The organism is Brevibacterium sp. AGC70 (assembly GCF_057334195.1).
Window position 1 is genome coordinate 22,995 of sequence record NZ_JBHFIH010000010.1, and the last position, 24,634, is coordinate 47,628.

General features: G+C 59.5%; 16 protein-coding genes and 1 pseudogene. 9 read left to right on the forward strand and 8 right to left on the reverse strand.

The genetic code is table 11. The annotated features are described in order from the left end of the window. Both ACE03M_RS07665 and wecC read right to left on the reverse strand, forming a co-directional pair. Positions 1-1,133, reverse strand: a 1,133-nt coding sequence (locus ACE03M_RS07665) for a PucR family transcriptional regulator (protein ID WP_485933385.1), incomplete at its 3' end; no start/stop codon positions are given. A 51-nt stretch (positions 1,134-1,184) separates the two neighbouring features. Further along, positions 1,185-2,444, reverse strand: coding sequence for a UDP-N-acetyl-D-mannosamine dehydrogenase (wecC, locus tag ACE03M_RS07670; protein WP_485933387.1), 1,260 nt, complete (start codon positions 2,442-2,444; stop codon positions 1,185-1,187). Positions 2,445-2,683: 239 nt separating this feature from the next. On the opposite strand from wecC, the gene wecB reads away from it, so the two are divergent. Further along, positions 2,684-3,847, forward strand: coding sequence for a non-hydrolyzing UDP-N-acetylglucosamine 2-epimerase (wecB, locus tag ACE03M_RS07675; protein ID WP_485933388.1), 1,164 nt, complete (start codon positions 2,684-2,686; stop codon positions 3,845-3,847). An 82-nt stretch (positions 3,848-3,929) separates the two neighbouring features. Then, positions 3,930-5,033, forward strand: a pseudogene (locus ACE03M_RS07680) (glycosyltransferase); the annotation flags it as partial. Here ACE03M_RS07680 and ACE03M_RS07685 read toward each other — a convergent pair. The 5 genes from ACE03M_RS07685 to ACE03M_RS07705 form a co-directional block, all read right to left on the reverse strand. Continuing rightward, on the reverse strand, positions 5,030-6,964 hold the full coding sequence (locus ACE03M_RS07685) for a hypothetical protein (RefSeq protein WP_485933390.1): 1,935 nt from the start codon (positions 6,962-6,964) through the stop codon (positions 5,030-5,032). The pseudogene ACE03M_RS07680 and the gene ACE03M_RS07685 overlap by 4 nt on opposite strands. Further along, positions 6,957-7,691: a hypothetical protein gene (locus tag ACE03M_RS07690; RefSeq protein ID WP_143923682.1), complete on the reverse strand. Its 735-nt coding sequence runs from the start codon at positions 7,689-7,691 to the stop codon at positions 6,957-6,959. The genes ACE03M_RS07685 and ACE03M_RS07690 overlap by 8 nt, the downstream gene beginning before the upstream one ends. 127 nt (positions 7,692-7,818) lie before the next feature. After that, positions 7,819-10,473, reverse strand: coding sequence for a glycosyltransferase (locus ACE03M_RS07695; protein ID WP_485933391.1), 2,655 nt, complete (start codon positions 10,471-10,473; stop codon positions 7,819-7,821). Further along, positions 10,470-10,805, reverse strand: coding sequence for a hypothetical protein (locus ACE03M_RS07700; protein ID WP_143923680.1), 336 nt, complete (start codon positions 10,803-10,805; stop codon positions 10,470-10,472). The genes ACE03M_RS07695 and ACE03M_RS07700 overlap by 4 nt, the downstream gene beginning before the upstream one ends. Positions 10,806-10,954: 149 nt before the next feature. Then, on the reverse strand, positions 10,955-12,847 hold the full coding sequence (locus ACE03M_RS07705) for a glycosyltransferase family protein (RefSeq protein WP_485933393.1): 1,893 nt from the start codon (positions 12,845-12,847) through the stop codon (positions 10,955-10,957). 231 nt (positions 12,848-13,078) lie between these two features. On the opposite strand from ACE03M_RS07705, the gene ACE03M_RS07710 reads away from it, so the two are divergent. The 7 genes from ACE03M_RS07710 to ACE03M_RS07740 all read left to right on the forward strand — a co-directional run bounded on the left by ACE03M_RS07710 (position 13,079) and on the right by ACE03M_RS07740 (position 22,188). Next, positions 13,079-15,016, forward strand: coding sequence for a polysaccharide biosynthesis protein (locus ACE03M_RS07710; protein ID WP_485933395.1), 1,938 nt, complete (start codon positions 13,079-13,081; stop codon positions 15,014-15,016). Continuing rightward, on the forward strand, positions 15,016-16,053 hold the full coding sequence (locus ACE03M_RS07715) for an MraY family glycosyltransferase (protein ID WP_485933397.1): 1,038 nt from the start codon (positions 15,016-15,018) through the stop codon (positions 16,051-16,053). Before ACE03M_RS07710 ends, ACE03M_RS07715 begins: the two co-directional genes overlap by 1 nt. Then, on the forward strand, positions 16,050-17,411 hold the full coding sequence (locus ACE03M_RS07720) for a glycosyltransferase family 4 protein (protein ID WP_485933399.1): 1,362 nt from the start codon (positions 16,050-16,052) through the stop codon (positions 17,409-17,411). The genes ACE03M_RS07715 and ACE03M_RS07720 overlap by 4 nt, the downstream gene beginning before the upstream one ends. Then, positions 17,408-19,147, forward strand: a complete 1,740-nt coding sequence (locus ACE03M_RS07725) for a glycosyltransferase family 4 protein (protein WP_485933401.1) — start codon at positions 17,408-17,410, stop codon at positions 19,145-19,147. The genes ACE03M_RS07720 and ACE03M_RS07725 overlap by 4 nt, the downstream gene beginning before the upstream one ends. 83 nt (positions 19,148-19,230) lie before the next feature. Continuing rightward, entirely contained in the window at positions 19,231-20,025 is a 795-nt protein-coding gene (locus ACE03M_RS07730) for an ABC transporter permease (RefSeq protein WP_485933403.1), read from the forward strand. After that, positions 20,012-21,322, forward strand: a complete 1,311-nt coding sequence (locus ACE03M_RS07735; RefSeq protein ID WP_485933404.1) for an ABC transporter ATP-binding protein — start codon at positions 20,012-20,014, stop codon at positions 21,320-21,322. The genes ACE03M_RS07730 and ACE03M_RS07735 overlap by 14 nt, the downstream gene beginning before the upstream one ends. Beyond that, positions 21,319-22,188 (forward strand): DUF6270 domain-containing protein, encoded by an 870-nt coding sequence (locus ACE03M_RS07740; RefSeq protein WP_485933405.1) that lies wholly within the window; start codon positions 21,319-21,321, stop codon positions 22,186-22,188. The genes ACE03M_RS07735 and ACE03M_RS07740 overlap by 4 nt, the downstream gene beginning before the upstream one ends. A gap of 588 nt (positions 22,189-22,776) precedes the next feature. On the opposite strand, the gene ACE03M_RS07745 is transcribed toward ACE03M_RS07740, so the two are convergent. Then, complete coding sequence (locus tag ACE03M_RS07745) at positions 22,777-24,570, reverse strand: hypothetical protein (protein ID WP_485933407.1); 1,794 nt, start codon at positions 24,568-24,570, stop codon at positions 22,777-22,779. Between the last annotated feature and the right edge of the window lie 64 nt (positions 24,571-24,634).

Sequence of the window (24,634 nt, forward strand, 5' to 3'; positions counted from 1 at the left end):
GACCTTAGGTCGAGACCGGACTGCTTCTCGAACTGTTTAATCCGGTAGTAGACCGTTGCACGGTGGAGGTGCTGTTTTTCTGACACTCGCGCGGCACCGCCCGCAAAGTCGAGGTAAGCGGAGACAGTGTCGAGTATTTCTGGACTGATTGTTCGGATCGTCTCGCGAAGTAGCGGGGGGAGTTGCCCTGCCGGTATCGTTTCCGGCACAGCAGAATCGAGAAAGGCATCCAGCGGCTGGTCTTCCCAAAGAATGAGGGGCCTGCCCTGGCGGATTCCGATGCGAATGGCCGAGAGCGATTCACGATAGGCGAAGCGGACTCCTTCGAATTCCCGCTGAGCCCCGACACCCCAATGCAGGGCACCACAGTGATCGGGCAGGTGAGCCGAAGCCTGTGTCCTGATGGATTCGCAGGCGCGGACTACATCGTCGTGTGATGTCTCCGGCAAAAGTTCAAGTAGACCGAAACCATGCGTGCGACCAGTCGCAGAGAAGACCTGCGAGCGATACCGCTGTTCGGCGTCAGCCCAAGCATGGCGCAACCCCTGTCGTTCCTCGGCAGACAGCTCGGCGGAGTCGCCGCGCGCTGTGGCGATCGCCAGGACTGGACGTCCAGAATTGAAGAGATCCTGTGAGTGGAGTGCCTCCGTGGCCATATGCCGCGACGTTTCGCTCCCAGAGACAAGATCGTGCAGCACACGTTCGAAGTCAGCTTCTTTTATTTTGTCGTCGGAGGTCGACATGAGCTTCGAAAGATGCTCAGCCGCCTGAATGCAAGCGTTGTGATCCTCTTCGGAAAGCGTCGCTTTGTGGATGATCCAAATCACCCCGACCAGTCTGTGCGATGAGCGGATCGGCACGAGGAGTCTGTCGCGGTCGAATCCGTGATCATGCGTTGCCGGGATGCAGATCGGTTCGCGCACCTTCTCCAAGTTCATCGACATCACGTACTCGCGGATTGGTGCGATTAACTGGCGCTCGGAGATGGAACGCAGTCGCAGCTGGTCCTCGTCACCGAAACGGTGGGTGCTGTGCGAAAGGTAGTTGAGTTCAGCATCGTCGACGGCGACGCTGCGTTGAATGCGTTCAGCAAGGTCTTCAACGACCTCAAGAACCGGGTCTGCAATGAACATAAGCCGAATCTACAGTGTCGGCCTCCCCGAGCTATACGTGTGGGTGCCCCCTCAGCTCCACACGCCCCGAGTGTCATGCACGATCTTCTGGGCAAGCAGCGTCCGGTCCAGGCGGACGAACTCGTTGTGGTCGACGAGCAGCAGCACGATATCGGCGGCACGGACGGCCTCGTTCATCTCTGTCAGCGTCACATTCTTACGCGCATCCAATTCGGAAGGCAGTTCCTCGATGTTGGGTTCGACGGCCATGATGTTCGCCTGTGGGAGCTCGTCTGCGAGACGACCCACGATCTGCCGGGCAGGGCTCTCCCGTAGATCGTCGATATTTGGCTTGAATGCCAACCCCAGTGCTGCGATCTGCACATCGGCAATGCGCTTTGCCTGGGGCAACAGCTTGTCGAGGACGAAGCCCGGCTTGGCGTCATTGACCTCGCGGGCGGTCCTGATCAGGGAGGAGCGTTCAGGATCTGTGGCCACGATGAACCAGGGGTCGACGGCGATGCAGTGGCCACCAACTCCGGGACCGGGCTGCAGAATGTTCACCCGAGGGTGGTGGTTGGCCAGTCGGATGAGTTCCCAGACGTTGATGTCGAGGCCATCGGCGATCATCGACAGCTCATTGGCGAAGGCGATGTTGACGTCGCGGTAGGCATTCTCTGTCAACTTCGCCATCTCTGCCGTCCGAGCATCTGTCATGAGGAACTCGCCCTCACAGAAGAGCTCATAAAGTGCACGCGCTCGTTCGCCGGCCTCACCGTTGAGAGAGCCGACGATGCGGTCGTTGGTGCGCAGCTCGATCATGATGCGCCCCGGCAGGACGCGTTCGGGGCAGTGGGCGAAATAGATCGACTGGGCGCTGCCAGGCTTGAGCGTGAGGTCCGGACGAGCGGCGAAGATCGTATCGGCGAGGAACTCGGTGGCACCGGGAGGCGAAGTCGATTCGAGGATGATGAGCTCATTGCCTTCGAGCAGCGGGGCGATCTGCTTGCCCGCGGTTTCGATGTAGGACAGATCAGGCTTCTTGCCATCGGTGAACGGCGTTGGGACGGCAACGATGTAGTTATCCGCGTGCGGAGTCACCGTCGTCGCCTGGAGATAGCCCTGGGAGACGACACCGGCAACAGTCGTCGCCATATCGGGCTCGACGAATGGCACCTGGCCGGCGTTGATGACGTCGACGGCATCCTGGTTGATATCCACCCCCACAACATCCGCACCAGAGCTGGCGAGGACCGCGGCAGTCGGTAGACCGATGTAACCGAGACCGATCACTGCGACCGAAGGGCGGTTGTTGAGGGCGATGGCGTTCATGGATGGTGCTCCAAACTGTTGCTGAACAGATTCTGATGCTACCCGAAACGCAGAATGGGCAACTACATCAGAATGGTCGACAGAAAGGCACTTCGAGTGGCGATCCGGACAATAGTGAGTGAACGAGCGGCAAAGGGTCGATAATCACTGCGAGATTGCGCGACAAACGTGATGGGATAATGGAAACTATTCGTCCGTGAACCCTACGGCGCCCCCAGTTCTCTTGACCAGGAGTGCTTTTGACCCCCACAGTCCTCACTGTCTTCGGCACCAGGCCGGAAGCCATCAAGGTGGCGCCCCTCATCCGCGCCATCGAAGCCAGCAGCTCCCTGCATTCCCTCACCCTTGTCACCGCCCAGCACCGGGAGATGCTCGACCAGGTCAACGACCTCTTCGGCATCGTGCCCGACACGGATCTCAACATCATGTCGAAGGGCCAGACCCTCAACGGCATCGCCTCACGCGTCATTGCAGAACTCGACACCGCGCTGGCAGAGAACACACCGGATGCCGTCCTCGTCCAGGGCGACACGACGACCGTGATGGGAGCCTCGATCGCGGCGTTCAACCGCGGCATCCCCGTCATCCATCTCGAAGCCGGACTGCGATCGGGCAATCTGCACAGCCCGTTCCCCGAAGAGGCGAATCGTAAGCTGACAAGCCAACTCTCAGCGCTCCACCTCGCACCGACCCCGCGTTCGCGCGACAACCTCCTCACCGAGGGCATCAGCCCCGCCGACGTCGTCGTCACCGGCAATACTGTCATCGACGCACTCCACCTCGCCGTGGACATGAACGTGGCACCGATAGACCCGATCGTCGCAGACTATCTGGCCGCCGACCGGCCGAAGCTGCTGGTCACCACCCACCGCCGGGAGAACCTCGGTTCGGCAATGGAGAACATCGGCGATGCCCTGGCCGAACTTGCACAGGCGCAGCCCGATCTTCTCATCCTTCTGCCCGCCCACCGCAACCCTCTTGTGCGCGAAGCTGTGCTTCCGCGGGTCGAGAAGTTCGACAATGTCCTCGTCACGGAGCCACTGTCCTACGGTGAGTTCACGACGGTCATGGCCGCATCCGACGTGGTCCTCACAGACTCCGGTGGCATTCAGGAGGAGGCTCCAAGTCTCGGTAAGCCGGTCCTCGTCATGCGCGAGAACACCGAACGCCCCGAAGCCGTCGATGCCGGTTCCGTGAAGCTGGTCGGAACCGACAAGAACCTCATCATTGCCGAGGTGGCCCGACTCTTCGATGATTCCGTGGCCTACGATTCCATGGCCAGAGCGGTGAACCCTTACGGTGACGGGCGTGGGGCAGCACGTTCCGTAGCCGCGATCGAAGCACTGCTCGGAGTCGGTGAGAGAGTCGATGAGTTCTCACCAGCCGCCGTATTCGCCGACTGACTGGCCAGACGATGGCAGTTGATGCGCGCACAGTCCTCGTCACCCGTATGGGTGTCGGAATCTTCGACCCTGGTGGAGGACCCGGCTCGGGCTCTTCAACTGCATCACCGCCCCCAGCGTCGCGCACATGGGGGATCGGGACCTGATCTGGGCAATCCTGGTCGATTCAGATCTTCCGTGGAACATCCTCGGCGACATTCATGACGTATTCGATGCCCACGGTCTGTCGGAACGGGTGCGCTTCCACTTCGTGCCTGATCACTCTCGGCTCAGCGATGCAGTCCGCGAGGCGATACGGGCAGAGACTCACCCCCGTTGTCGCGTGCACGTACAGATACTCGATGACGACGACGCGATTTCTGCCCGGCTCCATGACGCGCACTTCGGGGTATTCGAACCGGACCCCAACGGCGCGCAGGTTGCTACTACTCCTCGAGGACTGGGCATTGACGCGCCACGTGGAATCTGTGGTGAACTCGTCTATCCCAGCCATGTTCCGAATTCCTCGTTCTTTGGCTTTGCCGATGAGGTCGGCAACCTCATTCTTTCCTCACATCGGAAGTGGTTGCGAACGGCTGTCCAACGAGGCGGGCAGGCCCATAGTGTCGAATCTCAAATCGATGACTGGCTCTATCTCTACCACCGTCAGGGAGATGGGGAATACGATTCCAGAATCGCTCGATTCGGTGATTCGATGCGTGCTCTCGAGCAGTCGGACCTCGACCCATTCGGAATCGACCTCGATGCGTTCCAAAACAGTGTGCGCGATCATGAGTCGACCCCCGCGACGATGGGACTGACCTGGCGGCGCACCCAGCCCCAGCAGTACGAGCTTTCTGACCTGAAGAAGCGGGCACAGGATGTCAAGGAGAAGTGCATTCGGATCAATTCCGACATCTTCGGTGACTCCGAACCGTTCTTCTATGTGCGCTCCCCACTGCCGGACAAACGCATGAAGCCCGGTCGCAGAGTGTTCCTCGGTGTCGGTACCCCGGGGACCCGCATCGAGCTCTGGATACGAGGGAACAAAGACTTCAAACAGATGGGCACAGCAGTATGCGATGCCGAAGATGGCTCATGGTCAATCGAGCAGGGTTTTCGCGCCTCCCGGTGGAGCATCGAACTGCGACAGTTCAATGGTGATACCCCGGTGAATACGCTCTCCTACCCTCTGTACGTGGCCTAAGGACGCTCTCCGGGGAAAGCCCCGCAGATGACCTCTTCGAGAATCTGCCCTAGCTGATCACGCGGCGGCGGAACGTGTCCTTCACCGGCGTCGACGAGCAGCGAAGATACTCGATGGTCCTTGGGCAGGGCATCCATGAACGGCGCATAATGGTTGTCCATGTGATCGCTATCGCCTGAGTTCTGCACATAGACCACCACATTGTCGACCGGGTTCTGATAGAGCCCACGAACATCAGTGCAGACCGGAATCTCGTCGAGAGCCGATCCATCCCATGCATAGCTCAGATATCGATTGACGATCGCAGGCACATACGCTCCGATCATTGTCTGCGGATTGACCGGGACAGCGATGGAGCCAGGGAACTTCGTCGAATAGAACAGTGAGGCGAATCCGCCTCCGGAGGCACCGAAGAAGATGAGACGCTGCTCGGGCGCTACGAACTTGGAAATGATTGCAGCCAGATCATCCTGCAACTTCGGTTGGTGCTTATTGCCGGCATACCAACCAAGCTTCAGTCGTTGGTCGACATAAAGGGACGGGTCGCTGACGAAGAGGCGGTTCGCCTTGAGATGTTCGGAGAACGTCGCTCCCGAGAACAACGGAAACCGTTTGACCGCCTTCGTGATCGCTGGATGGAAGAACACGACCGTTGTGTCAAAGCCTCTGTCGTCGAACCGCAGGTCGACCGGCAGGCCGCCGACTGCGATGGTGTAGGTGCTCGATTCTGCTGGGACTGGTCCAGCGAAAGTGTCGACAGACTCGAACTCATTATGTCCCTGAGCAGGCACCGACCGCATCGACAATGCACCGCGGACACGGTCCCGGACACTCGGCAAAGCGGTGTTCAGGAGAGCTTGCGCCTCGTCGGAGAATCCCGAAGCTACGAGGTGTTCCATGAGCCTTGCTCTCAACTGTGAAGTTGTCCGAGACGTTCCGCGAAAACGCAGGGCCCGTGAGAATGCACGAGTGGAGTTCTGGACTGGCAATAACGCGGCTGATTCAGTGCGAAATGATTCGACGAGCCCAGCTCGCTGAATGTTCAGCACCGGTGAGTCATAGAGATCGAGCAAGCCCACTGCGGAAGCAACACTGACCACGTCGTCAACCGTTCCCAGCACCAGGTCCTCGGTTGGACCCGCGTCGAGGAGTTCGCCGCCTCCTGCAGTGATCAGTCCGTACTCTCCTGAGTGAGTGGGTGCGGCAATGACCGGGCTGAGACTGTCCGCACGTATAGAGATGAGGCTCTCAATGATGTCGGGGACAGCAGTTGCGGACGACGCCAACAAAACCGGGACGACGGGCAGCAGCTGGATGGCAGGGAGCACGGAACGCAGTGAACGAAGAGCGTGTTCTCCATTGCCGATCTTGATTGTGAGCACGTCGTGGTGGATGCCGATCGGTTCGCGATCGAGCGCTGTGATCAGGTCCGGCAGCCAGCCGGTGTCGGGAACGGAAGGTGCTCCTTCGCGTTCGCAGTGATTGTCAACAGGGGCGAGCACCCCCGCCTCGGACACAGGGCCCTCGCACATTCGTACCTGACCGTCATCAACGACCTCGAGACAGAATCGGCCGCGACTCGAGGCGGCAGGATCAGCACTCGCTGGGATATCACAGATTTCGGCCAAGCGGCGTCTCTGCCAGGGTTTCGCTCCAGACGACGCTCCGTGGTCGGCGAGGAGGCGAGCAGTCTCAACATGACCCCGGGCGCTGAGCACAAGTGACACAAACCGCGCACGGTTCGATGAGCCTTCGAGAACAGCACAGCGGAACAGGACCCGGCACGCAAGACTAGACCACGAGACATCGCGGAGCTCTCCAGAGATCTTCTGCACGGCGAGGCTCAGGTCGGCATTGGGTTCGGCCATGAGCTCGTTGGAACGTTCGAGTGCCGTGACCAACGACACCTGCGTCTGGTCCGTGTCACTCATGAGCTGATGACACCTCACTCAACATCTGGTTGATCTCTGTGATGGTTCTCGACTTCGGCAGAGGATTATGTCCTCCAGCAGGGTCGGCATACATAGAAACGTCCACTCGTTGCCCGGTAGGCGCGGTGCCTGCTCCCAGTTCAGTCACGAGAGCCGGCAGCTGTTTGGCCGCATCGTTCTGGCTGGCGGTGTTGAGGAGGTATTTGGTCCGTGGAACATTCTCGAATTCTCCAAAGGCACGAGCCGCCGATGTTCTGTCGGGGTAGGCTTTCGTGACCTCCGCAGCTGATCGGCCATGATAGGAAGTCTGGCAGATTGCCTGAACGTTCTGCCGTGCGTAGAGCGTCCAATCTATCTGAGCATTGTTCACCAGTGCGCAGGATCCGAAATCACGGGCGGCGACCTGCAGCGCCTGGAAGCCTCCAGCGCTGCTGCCGTAGTAGACGCGCTTGGATGAGGCCACCCCCAGGTGCTCAGCCACGGAGAAGGCGGTCTGCGCCATCGCCGGAATCGCATAGGCGCCAGGTTGGCCCTGCCCCCAACCGATGGAGATCTGGTTATCGGAACGCAGGGTCGGATCGGCAAGGAAGAGGACATCAGAGTCGATGTCATGAACCCAGGTGCTGCGTTGGAAGATCTCCGCCGGATTCTTCGCCTTCTTTCGGCGAACAGCGCCATTGAACGCAATCAGCAGGGCTCCGGTGGATTCGGGGTGACTCCACAGCATTGCTGGCACTGTGACTGTGCCAGCAAGGAAATCAAAGCGTTGGAAACACCCGGGACGACGTGTCACAGGGTCGCCTGGCATGAGCGTTCCGAGCTTTTCGATGGGAGGCGCTGTGACTTCTTCAGCCTCAGCCATGTGCCGTTGAGTGGAACGTGGCGAGGTCCGGATCCGTCCATGTGGACTTTCCGTAGAACCGCGTCAGATGACGGATGAGCGCCCGACATGCGGCTTGGTCCTCGGGCGCGACGAAGTCGAGCTTCTTGACGAACCACCCCTTGACGAAGGGCTCGAGTCGTTTCGCGTTGTAGTCCTCAAGCAGCCCCACATCCCGCAGCCAGGTGGCACGGTGCTCCTCCAGCGGCAGATATTTCTCATAGAAGCGGGGGCCGATGGCGTTGACCGTGGAATTCGTCACCGCGGCGTAGTAGGTGTGGATGGCCGTGTTCGTCAGGCCGATTCGATTGGCATGGAAGAGCATCTGCTGGAAGAAGTACGAATCCTGTCCCACAGCACCCACTGGCTGGTAGATGCCCAGGCTTTTGAGCCATCGGGTATCAGCGACGAGGGCCTGGATGCTCATCGGCTGGAACTTCACCCGCGAGAGTGCGTTGTCCCCCAGTTCCCCGTCCTCGCCGACTACGGGTTGCAGGATGGGCGCGTTCTTCACTGTGATGCGTTTGTCTTTGAACCGCACCATGTTGCCGATGGCGAACTGGTAATCGTTGTCTTTGACCATCGCGAGGAGCTCGGCGAAGCCGTCGTTCGTCTGTTCGTTATCGGGGTCAAGGTACGTCACATACGGGGTGCGTGTGAGCTCGAGGCCCTTGTTCCGCGGGCGGGAGGCACTCCCTGAGCCACCGGGCGGGAACCGGTGCACTCGAACGTTGGGATAGGCGCGATCGAGTTCGTTAAGGATCGCCACGGTCTCAAGATCGGTCGATCCGTCATCGATGAGGAGCACCTCGGCACGATCGAAGATCGAAGATCGGCGAAGGGATTCGAAGCACTTGAACTTCAAATGCGGGCCGTTGTTGTACACGGGCACGACGATGCTGATCTCAGGCTCAGCCGAGACCGTGATGGATTCGACACGATCAGCAATGAGATCGGAGGCAATGGCCAATGCCGCACGCGGCACATCTTCAATCTCGCCGAGGCGGGTCCCCTGCCGTGCCCACGTGGCCCGAATCTGCCGGTTGTCGGCTTCGGACCCGGACCGTTCCGCACGATCGGCGTACTCAAAGAGGTCGTCAGCCGAATCAATCGGGTGAATGAGAACCTCGTCGACATCCGAATACCGAAAGGCGTTGACGGCGTCCTGGACCAGGTGCGGGCCGGCCCATGCGCTTCCCGCAAGATCAAGAACGACGTCACCGTCGGGCCCTGCCGCATGGCTGTCACCCACGGTGTCGAGGCTCTCCACCTGACCCGCATAGGTCTGAGTGGCGCGAAACTCCTCGAACTCGTGAGCCGAGAGTCCCGTGACGTAGACGGTGTGCTCGGGTGCACCACTGCTCAGGTCCATTGCCTCGGCGATCGTATCGATCCGGTCGAACGCGGTGTTGTCGGTGAAGGCATGTCGGATGCCCGCCACCTGTGCCTGCCGGATGCTCGACCGGGTCAGTGCCTGGTAGGTCTGCTTCATGTCGAGGACACTGTCAGGAATGCACACCTGTGGGTGGAGCGAATTCATCCCAGCGTTGTAGTTGGACACGATGTAGGTGCCCATCGCCTGGAGCTCGATGACGCGGTTGGCGTACATACTCTGGCTGGCCGTGACCGAGTTGAGGTTGATGCTGACCGGCAGCAGCCGCTGCAGACCCAGCAGCACTTCATGATCTAACGGGCGGTGCAGATGCGGAAGGTAGCGTTCTGGAAAGAGGTAGCGTTCGGGATTCGCGAAGCGCTCGTCATCAAGTTCCAGGTTCCGGTCGACGATCGTGAGATCGGCACCGGCCTCGAGCAGCCCATCGAAGATCCGCAGGGCGGCTGATTTCCGCTCCGGATACTTGTGTTCCAACCAGGAACCCGCGAACACGAACTCTCGTTCCTGATGGCGCATGCACCCAAGCGGATTGTGATGAACATAATTGACTGCGAACGGTAGTACGGAGACAGGCACTTCTGGGCCGAGGTAGCTGCGGTATCTGGGGACACATTCGATTGCGCTCGTGAACACATGATCGGCAAGCGTCGCCAGCGATGCGAATCGCGCGTAGTTCGGCGGATCCTCTTTCGAGTAGAACGCAATGGGGATTCCGCGTTCCCGGGCCAGGGGCACGATCGACGTCTCCAGCGAATACCTAGCAGGCGAACCGGACAAAGCAACGTTGAACCATTCGTCGTCAAGCCCGCGCCAGGCCGAGGTGATGAGCAGGAGGTCGAGCTCTTCCATCTGCTCCTCACTGCCGTCGGGGTCGATCGGCACGAAATGCGCGGCATCTTTGAGCGAGTCGAAGAGGAAGCGGTCGGCGATGATGCCGATTCGCAGATCACGTCGAGTGTCCCAGCGCTGCCCGGTAACGACCGGCAGTTTCTGTGACTCCGCGATGAGGCTGGAGATCTTGTCCTCGACCGGGCCTGCAAACGATTCGTAGCGCTCGAGATACTCGGCCCTGGTCCTTGCCTGAACGAGGTACGGGTGGTGACCTAGCAGTCCGTCGAGGAAGTAGCCGGAGTTCGTGTGGTCGCGGAGGGCCTTCTGCGATGTCCGCAACGACTTGAGTTCTTGGACTCGCTGACCGATCTGATCCTGCCTGCGCTTGACCTCTGAGTCCTTCACTTGACAGCCCGTTCGAAGCGAGCGCCGCTGCCGTGTGGACGTCGCAGTCTCCAATAGGCCCGCTGGACTCGCATGGCCTTCGACTCGAGGAGGCGCTCAAGGCGTTCCGTCACCGAGGCGAGCTTCGCGTCCCGCCTCGCCACTTCGGACCTCAACCGAGCGATTTCCTTCTCACGCTTGCGGATGCCACCGAGCAGCTTCGACTCACGATCGTAGGCTGTGAGGAGTTCCTGCGTGAGATCAACGTTTGACTTCGACGCTTCATCGATGATTGCGGCGACATTGCGACGGACGACATCGATACCCTCGGTGTTGTTGCTAGCGATTTTCAAGTGGGCTCCAGATTGCGTTCCACTGCGGATTCTTCACAGCTCACAGCCACGCTACCGGCGGAGACCATGCGATCGTATCGGTTTCATCAACAGTTCACTCTCCACTCATGAAGAGTTCCCCGCCACCTCTGGAAACGAACCCGAGGTGCTCAGAAGCAGTAGTGCGCCTTCGCGTACCCGAACGCGTGGACATCCCCATTGGCCAGCAACAGGTTGTCCTCGACAGTCCATGTGTGCGAGTGCGATCCCCGGATCTGGACGAAGTTGAATCGATCGGCCGAGTAGATTCTGGCGCCAGCCGTGATGAGCCGCTTCTGCAGGTCTGTGTCCTCGCCCAGGGTGCGCTCGGCGAACTGATGTGCCATAAGCGTCGACTTCCGTGCCATCAGGGTCGGGCCCATGACAAGGTCTGTGAACCTGTGCTCCCGCTCCGGGAACCGGCAGATGACGATGTCGCTGCCGCGCATGTGCAGGTAGTGCGCCTGCTTTCCGACAAGGTCGGCGGCGGAATATCGCAGCGCGGCCAGTTGGTCGCTCAGGTAGTGGGCGCCGTAGACATCGTCATCGTCCATCTTCGCTATGACATCTCCCGAGGCGGCAGCGATGCCCCGATTGAGACAGACTCCCAGTGGTTGGTCGTCTCCGACCTCGACGATCTGCAGGTTCTCGATCCCGAGGTTCTGTGCTCGTGACCGAAGATCGGCGGGCGCGTCGAATCCGTGGGCGACAAGGACGAGCTCCTTGTCGCTGTGGTTCTGAGCAGCGTGGGTGGTCAGTACCTCGCCGAGGCGGTCCGGACGGTTCGTCGACACCACCGCTGACACGGTGGAGGGGAAGGGGTGCTCGTATTCAACTCCTAGTGAATCCATGACGGTCATCGCCCGGTGAGAGTAGGTGTGCTCAGCCCAGATCCGCCGCTGGGCCAGATGCACCGACCGGTCACGCAGCTCTGGGCTGCGGACGTAGGCGCGCAGAGTCCATTCCGCCTCTTCAGTGGTCTCTGGCTGCGGTACTTCCTCGATCGGGAAGAACTCTCGAGTTGCCGTGCTGGGAGTCGTCACGACGGGGGTCCCGGCGGCCGAGATCTCGAAGATGCGACGGGCGCACATACTGGGAGAGTCGACGACCGAATTCACATTGAGGAACACCTTGAAATGTTTGTAGGCGGTGAGCAGGTTCCAATAGGGGAGACCGCCCACTACCCGATCGGCCAGAGCTCCCGGGAACTGGTAGCGCTCATCGTCGCCGAGGAATCGGGAGAAGATCTCCAGCCCATGCTGCATCCGCCCCGAGACCTTTTCGGCGGCACCCAGAAGTAGATCCATCTGTTCCCGGCGTTCGGGGTATTTGTGCGCGAAGTACATCCCGGCAAAGGCAATATCACGGGCCGCGAAATTCCTGGCGGGTCTGGACGGGTTGTGGATAGCGGGCTGGGCTGCGAAGGGGAGCACTGCGACCCGGTCGTGGCCCAACAATGCACGGTAGTCAGGGACGAGTCGGACATCGCTGGTGAACACGACGTCGACGAGCTTTGCAAGCGGAAGGAAATCTTCGAAATGCGGCGGATCCTCCTTGTTCCAGAACACAGTCGGCACTCCTCGACGTCGGCATTCTGTAAGCAGTTCGACGACATCGGATCCTGGGCCGGAAGGACCATTGAGTTTGAACTTCCAGTCGCCGCCATTGCCGTTCCACGCCGATTCGACGAAGACGAAGTCGAGGCCATCGAGTTGGTGCGACCAATCGGTGCGAGTGAGTTCCATGGTCGACCACTCGAAGCCGAAGCTCTGAGCCGAGAACTCGTCGAGGATGACTCCGACGCGAGTGTCCGCAAACACGGGGTTACGATCGGGAACCGGCATGGGAGGAAACAGCTCGGCCAGGACTTCCTCGGACAGCGATCCGGTGGCAATCTGCGGTGAGGCCTCTGCCGCACCCTGAGATATCGAGCGTCGACGGTTCCATGTCGACAGCTGGGACAGCCCGCCCTTCCGCCAATGCCACAGCGCAGTTCTCAATGTCTGAAGCGGCGTCTTGGCCAAAGGGTATTCCTCTCATCGGAGACTCGCGCTCCACTCTGTCAAGCCGGCTTGCACTGTACGGAAAACCCGAGACTGAACCTTAATGTTGGCACCGCTGAACATGTATGAATCCTGTCAGCCTCAATAGTACAATCGGGGAGGTGGAAAGCGCTGGCTGCGGCCAATGAGGCAGGGTCTGATCGATAGGATGACTTCCGAATCAGAGCGCGTGAGTCGAATGAAATGAGAACTGTGGGAAGCAACTCCGGACCCATGCACTCACGCACCCCTTTGGCCAGGGGACTTCTTGCCTTCATCCTCTCCGTCACCGACGGAATTGTCTTCGCCTTCCTTGTCGTCGCGATGACTCTTGTCCGATATGACTTCTACTTCGACCGAGTGAATTTCCCTGGCATGTTCGTCTGCGCGGCCATCGCCTTGGTCGTCTTCCTCATCTGCGGCCCGCTGGCTGTCTATCGTGGACGCTACCGCCACGGCTCGACCGACCAGTTCGCGGCGATTGCTGGAGCCGTGGCCCTGGGCGTCGGGATTATGTGGGTAGCCGAATTCGTCTTCGCCGACAGGCTGCTGATTCCCACCAGCGTGCCGATCGCGGCCGGAGCCATGATGCTCGTGGTTAAGAGCTTGGAGAACTGGATTCGCCGCAATCTGCGCCATCGGACGTTGACGTCCTCCGGATCCTCTCGGCCGGCCCTCGTCGTCGGGGCTGGCAGCCAGGGAACCCTGGCCCTCGACATGATCGCCCAGGACTCCCACGGCGAATACTCGGCTGTCGGGATGCTTGACGATGATCCGAGCAAACGACATCTGCGCTACAACGGAATCCGCGTGCTCGGACCCATCTCCAGCATTGCGGACCAAGTTGACCGAACCGGAGCCAGCGTTGTGCTTATCGCCATCACCGACCTGCCTCCTGAGGAACTCCAAGCCATCGCTTCGAATCTCGAATCCAGGCCAGTCGAGATCAAGATCATGCCGCGATTCGCTGTATCCGATTACAGCCGACCGGAACCAGACTCAACCGATGTGGCCGACCTGCGGCATCGCAATTTCCGTGACGTCAGTCTCGAAGACCTCATCGGTCGCCAGCCGATCACGACAAATGTCGAGGACATCTCGTCTGTGATCACTGACCGCGTCGTGCTCGTCACCGGTGCTGGCGGATCGATCGGTTCCCAGCTGTGCAAACAGGTCGCCCGATTCGATCCGGCACGACTCGTCATGACCGACCGAGACGAGTCGGGTCTGCACGCCACCCAGCTCGGGCTCGAAGGCTCGGCGCTGTTGACCAGCGAAGACCTCGTGCTCGGTGACCTGCGGGACACCGCTTTCATCGAAGCGCTCGTCGCTGACGTCAAACCTGACATCATCTTCCACGCGGCGGCGCTGAAACATCTGACGTTCCTCGAACGCTTCCCCGAACAGGCGGTGCGCACCAACGTCGGTGCCAGTCTCGACCTGCTCGACGCCGCGGTGGCCAACGGCGTCGAATCCTTCGTCCACATCTCTACGGACAAGGCGGCTGGAGCCACCTCGGTGCTCGGCCGCACGAAGTTTTCGATCGAACGCGCAGTCGCCTCGGTGGCTGCAGCTTCGGGTCGGAAATACATGTCCGTGCGCTTCGGCAATGTGCTCGGTTCCCGCGGATCGGTGTTGGAGACGTTCGTCGCCCAGGTCGCGGCCGGCGATCCGGTCACGGTCACAGACCCAGAAGTCACCCGCTACTTCATGACGGCCGATGAAGCCTGCGAACTCGTCCTGCAGGCTGCCGCCATCGGCCGCCCCGGTGAGACGCTCGTTCTCGATATGGGTGAGCCGATCAAAATCAACGATCTTGCCCATCGTGTCATTGCCCTCAGCGGGCGCTCCGATGCTCGCATCGTCTACACCGGGCTGCGTCCAGGGGAGAAGCTGACCGAGGCGCTCCTATCCCCCGGCGAAGAAGATGTCCGGCCGACTCATCCGCTCATCACTCAGGTGCCGATCACTCCGATCGACCTCGACGCGCTGAGAAGACTCGTCGAGGCCTCTCGAGATGCCGGTGTCTATACTCGGCGAATACAGCTCGAAGAAGACCTCGACCGGGTCGTTGGTCAGACCCTGGCGCGCAAGAGTCCGGAGATCACTGGCTCAGGTGATATAGCCGAAGACGTCGGGGCCACCAGCTGATGGATCTGCAATCGCTGGTGATCTTCGTCGTGGCCGCCGTCGTCACGACGGTCAGTGCTCTCATCGCCTTTCCGCTGCTGCGACGGGCGGGTGTCGTCGACGTGCCCTCCCACCGTTCGTCCCATACTCAGGCGACCGTGCGCGGCGGGGGAGTCGCCATCGGGTGTGGAATCACCGTAGCGACAGTCATGGCGATGGTCTGGAATGTCACCGAGCATGGCGTCTTCGGCTTCGGCAGTCTCATGCTGCCCATCGGATTCCTGGTGCTGACCTGGTGCTATTCCGCTGTCGGAATGAGCGACGACCTTGATTCGCTGCAACCGGTCGGCCGTCTGCTCGGACAGGTCATCCTCGCTGTGGTCTTCAGCGCCTGCATCGCTCTGTTCTCCACACAGGGCATCGCTCACGTCTTCGTCTTCGCCCTCATCGGCGTCACGTTGGTCAACGCAGTGAACTTCGTCGACGGACTCAACGGCTATGTCACCACCTGGTCAATCGTCACGGGCGCCTGGTTCGCCTTTGTCGGCTACTATATCGATGAGAATGACGTCGCGCTTCTCTCCCTGGCGCTGGCCGGAGCGGCGGCCGGATTCCTGCCGTTCAACCTCGGTCGTGCAAAGGCCTTTTTGGGTGATACGGGAAGCTACGGCATCGGTGCAGCGGTCTTCGCTATCGCGGTGTGGATGTTCGTGATCGGTGTGCCGATCGTCGTCATCATCGCACCCATGATCTTCATCCTCTTCGATGTCGGGCTCACCCTCGTGCTGCGCCTGTTCAAGGGAGAGAACATCCTCCTCCCTCACCGCCAGCACATCTATCAACGGATCCAACAGGCCGGTTGGTCGCACGGAAGCGTTTCGCTCTTCCACGGTTCACTGAGCGTCCTCGCCTGTATTCTGGCCGTACCCACCCTGATCGCAGGAAATACTGCGGCAACCTATCCGTCTCACGTTTACTGGGCAGGACTTTTGGCCCTCTACGCACTATTGCCGATGTGGCTGAATAGACGTGAGACCGCAAAGGCGGTCAATGCATGAAGATCCTGCTTCTCAGTCACTATTACTATCCTGAGGTCGGTGCCCCGCAGCGTCGGTGGCGGATCCTTGTCGACCACCTCCGCGCCGCCGGTCATCAGGTCATCACCGTCGCCCCGCACCCGCACTACCCCTATCCTGATCGGGACGGATTCTTCGGGTCTCGGGTTGGTCGAGGTCGCCGTCGAGTCGCAGTGCGCCTCGGTGGCACCTGGGACACCGGAATCGATGGCGAACGGATCCTGCGGGTTCCCTATCTGCACAGCGGTTCGTCTATGGCGCGACAGATGCTCGACCAGACAGTGTCGGCCACCGGTGCCATATCCGCCGTCATCGACAGGCTGCGCGGCAGGATGAAGCCCGATGTCATCGTCTCCACGACCCCGGCACTACCGTTCTTGCTTGCCGGAGATTCCTTGTCCCGGATTCTGCACGTGCCGCACGTCGCTGAGGTTCGCGACGCCTGGCCGGATCTCATCTCGGAGATGAACCTGGTTACCGGTGCCCTCGGGAAATACCTGCCGGGCGCCCTTACTGGCTCTCTCGAGCATCGGCTCCTGCCGGATATTCTGACCCGTGCCCAACGTCGTGCCGCGGTCGTCGTCGTCACGACGGACGGTTTCAAACACCGCCTGGAGCAGCGCGGCGTAACCGCCGAGGTGGTGCGCAGTGGGGTCTCACCCGCAGAACTCGAAGGTGCCTCCGGCCTGACCGCCACTGGAGCGATTCCCCTGATCCCACCGGCTGAGGAGACTGTGAACGTTGCCGACTTCGCAAACCGCACCCCTTCTGCCTCACTCACCGGACTTAATCTGCTCTACGTGGGCACCGTCGGACGCTCCCAGGACCTGGGCACCTCGATCCGTGCTCTGGCCCGTACCGAAGGAGTGCGCCTGCGCATCGTCGGTGACGGTGTTGATACAGCCGAACTCAAGTCCGTGGCAGCTGAATGCCGGGTCCCAGTCGAGTTCCATTCTCAGCATGCAGGAGCGGAACTCGCCGCCCACTGGGACTGGGCCGATGCCGGCCTCGTCAGTCTCGGCCCGCTCGAGTCCTACGAATGCACGGTGCCCTCGAAGCTCTATTCGCTGATGGCTCGAGAGATCCCGATCCTCGGCGTCGTCGCCGGCGAGGCCGCAGACATCATCACCAGCACCGCCGCCGGTGAAGTGGCGATTCCCGGGGATGTCACTTCAGTGTCCGCGGCCATGACTCGGATGCGACAGCGCATTGAAGCCGGTGCTGAATTCGGCACCGATCCCCCTTCAGGGCGGGAGCCGCGCGAATGGGTGATCCGGCATGCTTCGGCTGCGGCTATGGGCCACAGCTACGAGCGCATCCTCACACAGGCGGTCGCATGAATCTGATCTTCCTTGTCCGCCAGCTTGCCAATGTGGCCTCGACGACGACGTCCCATATCAACGGTGATCGTGTGTTCTTCGGTATGCAGCTGGCCCGGCGACTGCCCGGACCCGCCTCGCGTTTCGTCGGCCGGGCATTCGGCAAAGTGCCGAGTGACGCCGGCCAAGCCGCTTGCGCATGGCTACTGGGCCAGGAATCAAAAGCCAAGGATCTCGTCTCAACATCGCAGGAGCCTTCGCGACTGCTCGGTGAGATCGCACTCAACCTCGGTCTGCTGGGTGAAGCGGAGAACATCGCCGTCTCACTGCCGGATGCCGCAGCACTGACTTCGCGGATCCTGTGGTCCCAGGGGCGAATCGACGAGGCAATCGACGCCTTACCCGTCAGCGCTCGACGACGGGCCCGACTCGTCGATGAGCGTCGATGTCTTCAGCCTGAATGGTGGCCAACGGCGGCTGAGCACATCATCGCCCGACCTGCTTGCGTTGCGGATGAGAAATCGCATCCGTCGTCTCTGCACGTGCTGACGAACTCTCTGCCCCACACGCGCTCTGGATATGCTTACCGCTCGCATGCCGTTCTTACCACCCTGCAGAACGCAGGACACAATGTGGCGGCTGTGACGCGCCCGTCTTATCCGGTGACGATCGGGCGGTTCAGCTCGGGACCAGTCGAGACTGTTGACGGAATCGACTACCTGCGACAAGTCTCATTGAGTCCGCTGCCCACCCCCACAGCTCGTCTGAGCGATCAGGCCAGCTGGATCGCAGCCCAAGCGCAGAGGCGCAACGCACAGATCCTTCATACAACTACGCACTACGTCAACGGGCTCGCCACCGGAGCGGCTGCACGGAGCATCGGCTCACCGTGGGTCTATGAGGTTCGTGGAGTTCTGGAAGAGACTTGGGCCGCGGCCGGAGCCAGCATTGAGGAACGCGCAGCGCGACGCAATAGCCAGCGGTTCATATTGATGCGGGCCAAGGAAATCGAGGTCGCGACGGCCGCTGATGCTGTCATCACTCTGGGAGAGACTATGCGCGGCCACCTCATCGACGGTGGGGTCCCAGCTGAGAAGATCACCCTCATACCTAACTCGGTCTCCGAAGCGGTCGTAGAAGCAGAAACATCACGAGCCCCCGCCGAGGTGCGAGCCAGGGTCGGGTTGCCGCCTGACGGCATATGGGTCGGAACCGCAGCCTCCATCGTTGGATACGAAGGTCTCGACGACCTGGTCGATGCCGTCATCCTGGCACGCCGTCAGGGCACCGATCTTCGACTTCTCATCGCTGGTGACGGAGTTGCATTGCCCGAGTTGCGCGAGCGTGCCACTGTCCTTGGCGACAACGCCGTATTCACCGGAAGAGTGTCCCAGACTGAAGCGATCGAGTACCAACTTGGCCTCGACGCTATTGTGGTTCCTCGGAAGAACGAGCCGGTGTGCCAACTCGTGACGCCGATCAAGCCTATCGAAGCAATGGGGCTGGGCCGTCCCGTCGTGACGTGTGACCTGCCAGCCTTGAACGAACTCGTACCGGAGTCAGCGGGACTCCGAGTCGCCACAGGCGACCCAAATGACTTAGCTGGAGTGCTGTCAGAATTGGCCTGTGACGAAAGTGCGAGAATCAGACTTGGACAGAACGGACGTGACCACGTCCTTGCAACACGGAGGTGGAAGGACATCGGCCAACGATACGGTCAGGTCTATTCTCGTCTCATGGAAGTGGGTGCCAAGTGAGTGAGACTAGCAACCCGCTCGGATTGACTACGATCCCCTCTGTTTCGAGCGAGGGACTTGTCCCCGTCGGTAAACGAACCAGCTTGCGCAGCTACCTGACAGCTCTGTGGAACCGGCGCCACTTCATCATCGCTGAGTCCCGGGCCAAGATGAGCAGTTCGACCAGGAAGAACCTCCTCGGCTACGGCTGGCTGTTCCTCAACCCCTTGCTGTCGGTATTGGCATTCTGGTTCATTTTCGGATTCATCCTCGAATCCTCACGAGGAATTGATAACTTCATCGGCTACTTAGTAATCGGTGTCTTCTTCTTCCAGTACACGGGCAAGTGCATGACTGGCGGAACCAATTCGATTCGCTCCGGTGCTTCGATGATCAAAGGATTCCAATTTCCGCGAGCAGCCTTGCCGATTTCAACGGTGGTTCGCAACTTCCTGGATTTCATCCCCAGCGTCGTCGTCATGATCCTCCTCATCGCAGTCATTGAACCGGCCGAGGTGATCACCTGGCGAGTGCTCCTCATTGTTCCAATCATCGCTCTGCAGACGATCTTCAACGTCGGCCTGGCCTGTTTTCTCGCAAGAATAGGTCACAAGATCCCCGACTTAAGCAATTTCATGTCAATCATCAGCAGGTTCTGGCTTTACGGTTCCGGGGTGTTCTTCTCCATTGAGGATCGGTTGGACAATCACCCTGCAATTTTGGCGGCGATGCAGTTCAACCCAATGCATTCATACCTGACCCTGGCCAGGAACTCCCTGCTTTATGGCGTCGATTCGCCGGCTTGGATGTGGGCGATGGGGATCGTATGGGCCTTCGGTTTACTCATTGTCGGGTTCGTATTCTTCTGGAGGGGGGAGGAGAGCTATGGCCGACTCTGACCTCAACGCTCCGAACATCATCGCGGAAAACGTGCAAGTTCGATACACCGTCAACACTAACGACCCAAGCCACAAGTCCAAAGGGCTGCGGCGATTGGGCCAAGCTGCCCTGGGCCGACAGCATCAGACAACAGTGCGTGCTCTGCGCGGTGTCAACCTCGTTGCCCGCGAAGGCGAGATGGTCGGAATCGTCGGTGCCAACGGCTCCGGGAAGTCAACTTTTCTGCGCAACATCGCGGGAGTGGAGCAGCCTGACCGTGGGCGGATTCTGGTGCGCTACCAGCCGCTACTTTTGGGTGTCAGCGCTGCGCTACAACCCGGTCTGTCCGGCAGTGAGAATGTTCGCCTGGGTTGCCTTGCCATGGGACTCTCTCCGGACGAAGCTGCCGAGGCCTACGACTACGTCGTTGAGCTCTCTGCCTTGGGACCAGCCATTCATCGGCCAATGGGAACATACTCATCGGGCATGGGAGCACGCCTGAGATTCGCGATCGCTTTAGCTGCCCGCCCCAAGATCCTGCTCGTCGATGAAGCTCTGTCTACTGGCGATGCAACCTTTGCCGAGCGAAGCGAACGCGCCATGGACGAACTATTAGCCGAAGCCGGCACAATGCTGTTGGTCAACCACGCGGCAAAAGTGATCCAAGAACTGTGCACGCGTGCAGTGTGGATGCACAAGGGTGAGATCCTCATGGATGGTCCTGCCGAGGCAGTGGCGGAAAAATATCGCTGGTGGGCATGGAACGTGGCCCAGGGTAAGGAAGACATCGCCGATAAGCTTCTTCACGATGTCGTCAGAAACGCGGTCATTGACGAGATCAATATTCTCGAGCCGGAACTGCTCGAGGACCCGATCCCACGTCATGCTGCCCGTCGCTCAAAGGTTCAGGCGTCAAAAGATGCTCGCCACTTCAAGCGAGAGACTCATGTCAACGAAATTGAAGAGACGGAAGCATCACAGCTGGCTGCAGCCGAGTCACAGGTATGGACGGAAAAGATTGACGTCGAACAGCTGCCTGCCGCCAAATTCCCGGTCTTGCCTAAACCGGCGTCTGAGGCAGTCAGCGCCCCGAGAATCCACGACGAGCCACCACCACTGCGGTTGCGTCCCAGCAAAAAGCGAGTCGTCCTGCGCGCTGCGGATCCGAAGGACAGGGCATCATCGGTGGCGACTTCAGATGACTTAACTGGCCGCCGTCTAGAGACGAGGGCTCGGAAGATTGCTGATGAGCGTTACCAAGAACGACAGAAACTACGAGAGACAACAGACTCGATCGCTCAGGATTCACACACATGAAAATTGCGATCTTCGGCTCTTGCGTGAGTCGCGATACTGCCGAGTTCATTCCAGATGCTGAGGTCGTTACCTACGTCGCTCGCCAGTCAGTGACAAGCATCGAATCACCGCATGGCACCGCGGGTATTGACGTCACCGGGCTCGACTCCGCGTTTCAAAGGCGGATGGTCCTCAGCGACCTGAAAGGCAATGGGGTCGAAAGAATAGTTGAGAACGCCGAATACATTGATCTCGTACTGATTGACCTCGTTGACGAGCGGCGCGGTTTTTGGCTGTTTACCGACGGAAGCACCATGACGAATTCCCTCGAAATCGAATCCTGCGGCGCGGCCCGCAACGTGCGTCGCGCCGGCGCGCGTTTAGTCGAATTCGGCACTGACGAGCATTTTGAGACCTGGAAGACCGGGTTCGACAAGCTCATTGCTGGACTCGAAGAGGCGGGACTGCGGGAAAAGATCGTATTTCTTGACATTGAATGGGCTGGCGCCGTCGATGGTGCTCAGCACCCGCAAAACGACAGCATCGCGAAGCTTGGTCGTCATTGGCGCAAGCTTCAGCGTGGTAGTCGTGACGCTGGTAGAGTCCTGGCCCGAGGTCGCGGCTTCGGCGACGCTTGGAATCGATTGCACACTGTCAAGCCGACTGAAGCTGAGGAGTATGCCGACCGTGCTGCCGCCGCAAATGCTAAGTATGTTCGGTATCGTGAACTTGTGCACGCCATGGTCGCAATGACCGTAACAAAGACGAGTAGGCAGCTACGTATCGACCGAAGCCACAAGTGGGGGCCTCAGCCTTTCCACTATCGGGACGAAGACTATCGTCTAATTGTGCTGTCAGTTCTTAAACATCTGGTCCCAAAAGATTGACGAAGATCGGAGTCGAGGCCTCTTGTCTATACTGCATTAGTGCTTGCGCAAATATCGAGCATTCGACTTGAGGCTCTGTGTATTCAGATTGGTTAGCAAATGGCATTGGCCCGGGTTGCTGTAGCCACCCTCAATTCGACCGACTTCCACACGTCGTGGAACGGCGCCGCAGGCCGATGTCTGCACTTCAAGCAGCGGCTACCTGCTACCCCGTCGCAGTGCAGCAGGTAGGCCATCGCGCGCCCGAAGCAGCAGGCAAGTAAGAAGGTCCTTGCCGGCACATAGGGACCTCATTCGAATCCACGACGCTCGCCGACTCCCGGGTAGATCCCGATGCTTCGAACTTGGACGAGGTACTGAGGTCCCTCGATTCGCTGGCGCTCTGCATCGGTGGAAACACCCTTGACTGCAGAGCGCATTGGACGTCGACGGGGGAGTAGGCCGAGCAGGACGCAGTGACCCCGAACGATTTGAAGTGTCTGAAGGGGCTCGTTGACCTCACCGGTTCGACAGTGACGCTTGAGATCCCGCTGGGCACATACGACCCGAAGCGCGGGGCCGCCATGACAAGTCTTGCGGCCGTATATCTCAGCCGCCGGTGAGCAGCAGGTGGGTTTCAGCTGTGCCTTGATTGCCTAAAACAGAGTTGTGCTGCCGGGATTCTTCGTCGTGGCTAATGCGATCATCAGAAACGTTTCTGGCAGCGCAGCCGGAAATCACCGATAGGCGATTGATCATGAGATCCACGCGTTCGTCGATTTCGTCAGTCTCCACCGCAGCGACGAACTTGGAATCAGTGCCCATGCTGATCTCGGCGAGATCGATTGTGCGAATGTCATCCACAACGTGGATGTCGATCGCGTCGGTGTTTCCATGTCCCCGCCGGGATGAATAGACAAAGTTGGAGATGTGGTTGTCAGACACGATGAAGTGTTCCATAGGAGTGGAGTTGTCCAACCGGAGTTTGCCGACCGAACGTGGCTGGGACGGCGAAAGAGTCGTTTGTATGAGAGATTTTTCTGGAAGCTGGCCTTCCCAGTTTGTGCCGTCGTCTTCGCGAGCGACTAGCATCCATTCGCTGGTTACATTGTCGAGGGCCGAGAGAATGTGCTGGTTCGGATTGGTGTACTTGACAAAAGGGAGTTCATGATCTGAGAGCAACAGCAGGAATTGTGTTCGCCCAAGCGTGCTCTGCAAGTACCAATTGGTGGCACTAGACGGAGAACTCTCGTCGTCTATTCTGACCTGAACACCTGTGGAGTCGTTATAGTCGAAAGCGCGAACATCTTCGACTGTCAGTTCCTGTTCCGTGGCCGCGCCAGCAAGGAACTGGCGCATCAACCCCAGCATGGTTGGCAGAGCCTTTTTTGCGACCTCTCCGTGCTTTCCATCGACCCGATATTTCGTGAGCCCCGGAACATCAGCTACAGCCTCGATGAGAGAGAAATTGCTCTGTTCGTCAGAGTTGGTATAGAAATAGTCGATGTTCCGACCCTGGTCAAAGTACCGGCGGATCAAAGATTCTGGCTGCGGTACCGAATGCATGCCAGTTTCATTGTAGATGTTGTCCTTGAAGAATGGCTTGTCGAGGTAGTACTTCAAATGCATTTGGGGAACTGCGATCAACAATCGGGACCCAGGGTATGGCTCTGCATACTGGACTGCGATACTGCCGCCCTTGGACGCCCCGAAGAAGAGCATTTGGCTCTCGGCGATATCGTGTTTATCGACGAAGCCTCTGATCACCTCGTTGACTCGGTCGACCAGCGAACGGCCCGCATTGTCGATGAGCATGTAGGAGCCCGCAGTCAGGTACCGGTCTTGGAAACAGATCATCAACGAGTCGGAAAGGTCCAATTCGGTAATCCCCTTGAGGTAGCTCACCGCATAAGAGACTCGAGAGGTGGAAGGGCCGAAGCCCGGGAACGTGATGAACAGCTTTTTGGGTGCAGTTGTGTTCCCGCGCACTGAATAGAAGATATCGCCATGCTGCTCGACGCCATACTGTTTGTCGTAGGACACCTGCTGCAGAGTGGTGAACGCTCCCTTGCCGATCTGCAGAGTGTAGGGAGAGTCAATATCAAGCGTGAAATCAGATGCCTTCGGCGAGGTGACGATGATATTCCGGTACTCCAGCGGGAACCCCTTAGCCGGCGGCTCTATTTCGTTCCCGTAGATGATTCTTGACTCCTGATAGAGGCGGAAACTCTGCCCGTTGAAAGATTGCCAGTCGTCAATGGTTAGTTTCGCGAAGTATTGCCCTTCAGGCAGGCTCTCAGAGGTGAACCGTCGCAGGTGCCCTTCGAGACCCTTCTCCTCAAGCACCTTCCGTACTGGCGCTGCGGCCTGAGAAGTAATGGCCTTGCGTGCGGTATTGCGCATCGTTGGGGAGTATGCCAACTGTTTGGCAGTGCCGATGAGTCGACGCCGGGCAGCATTGATCGGG

What these genes read in the sequence shown, in the direction of transcription:
- ACE03M_RS07715 (WP_485933397.1), top strand. Translation starts at nt 15,016, where the DNA reads ATGGATCTGCAATCGCTGGTGATCTTCGTCGTGGCCGCCGTCGTCACG.
- ACE03M_RS07725 (WP_485933401.1), top strand. Translation starts at nt 17,408, where the DNA reads ATGAATCTGATCTTCCTTGTCCGCCAGCTTGCCAATGTGGCCTCGACG.
- ACE03M_RS07690 (WP_143923682.1), bottom strand. Translation starts at nt 7,691, where the DNA reads ATGCTGTGGAGTCACCCCGAATCCACCGGAGCCCTGCTGATTGCGTTC.
- ACE03M_RS07745 (WP_485933407.1), bottom strand. Translation starts at nt 24,570, where the DNA reads ATGCGCAATACCGCACGCAAGGCCATTACTTCTCAGGCCGCAGCGCCA.
- ACE03M_RS07740 (WP_485933405.1), top strand. Translation starts at nt 21,319, where the DNA reads ATGAAAATTGCGATCTTCGGCTCTTGCGTGAGTCGCGATACTGCCGAG.
- ACE03M_RS07720 (WP_485933399.1), top strand. Translation starts at nt 16,050, where the DNA reads ATGAAGATCCTGCTTCTCAGTCACTATTACTATCCTGAGGTCGGTGCC.
- ACE03M_RS07685 (WP_485933390.1), bottom strand. Translation starts at nt 6,964, where the DNA reads ATGAGTGACACGGACCAGACGCAGGTGTCGTTGGTCACGGCACTCGAA.
- wecC (WP_485933387.1), bottom strand. Translation starts at nt 2,444, where the DNA reads ATGAACGCCATCGCCCTCAACAACCGCCCTTCGGTCGCAGTGATCGGT.
- ACE03M_RS07735 (WP_485933404.1), top strand. Translation starts at nt 20,012, where the DNA reads ATGGCCGACTCTGACCTCAACGCTCCGAACATCATCGCGGAAAACGTG.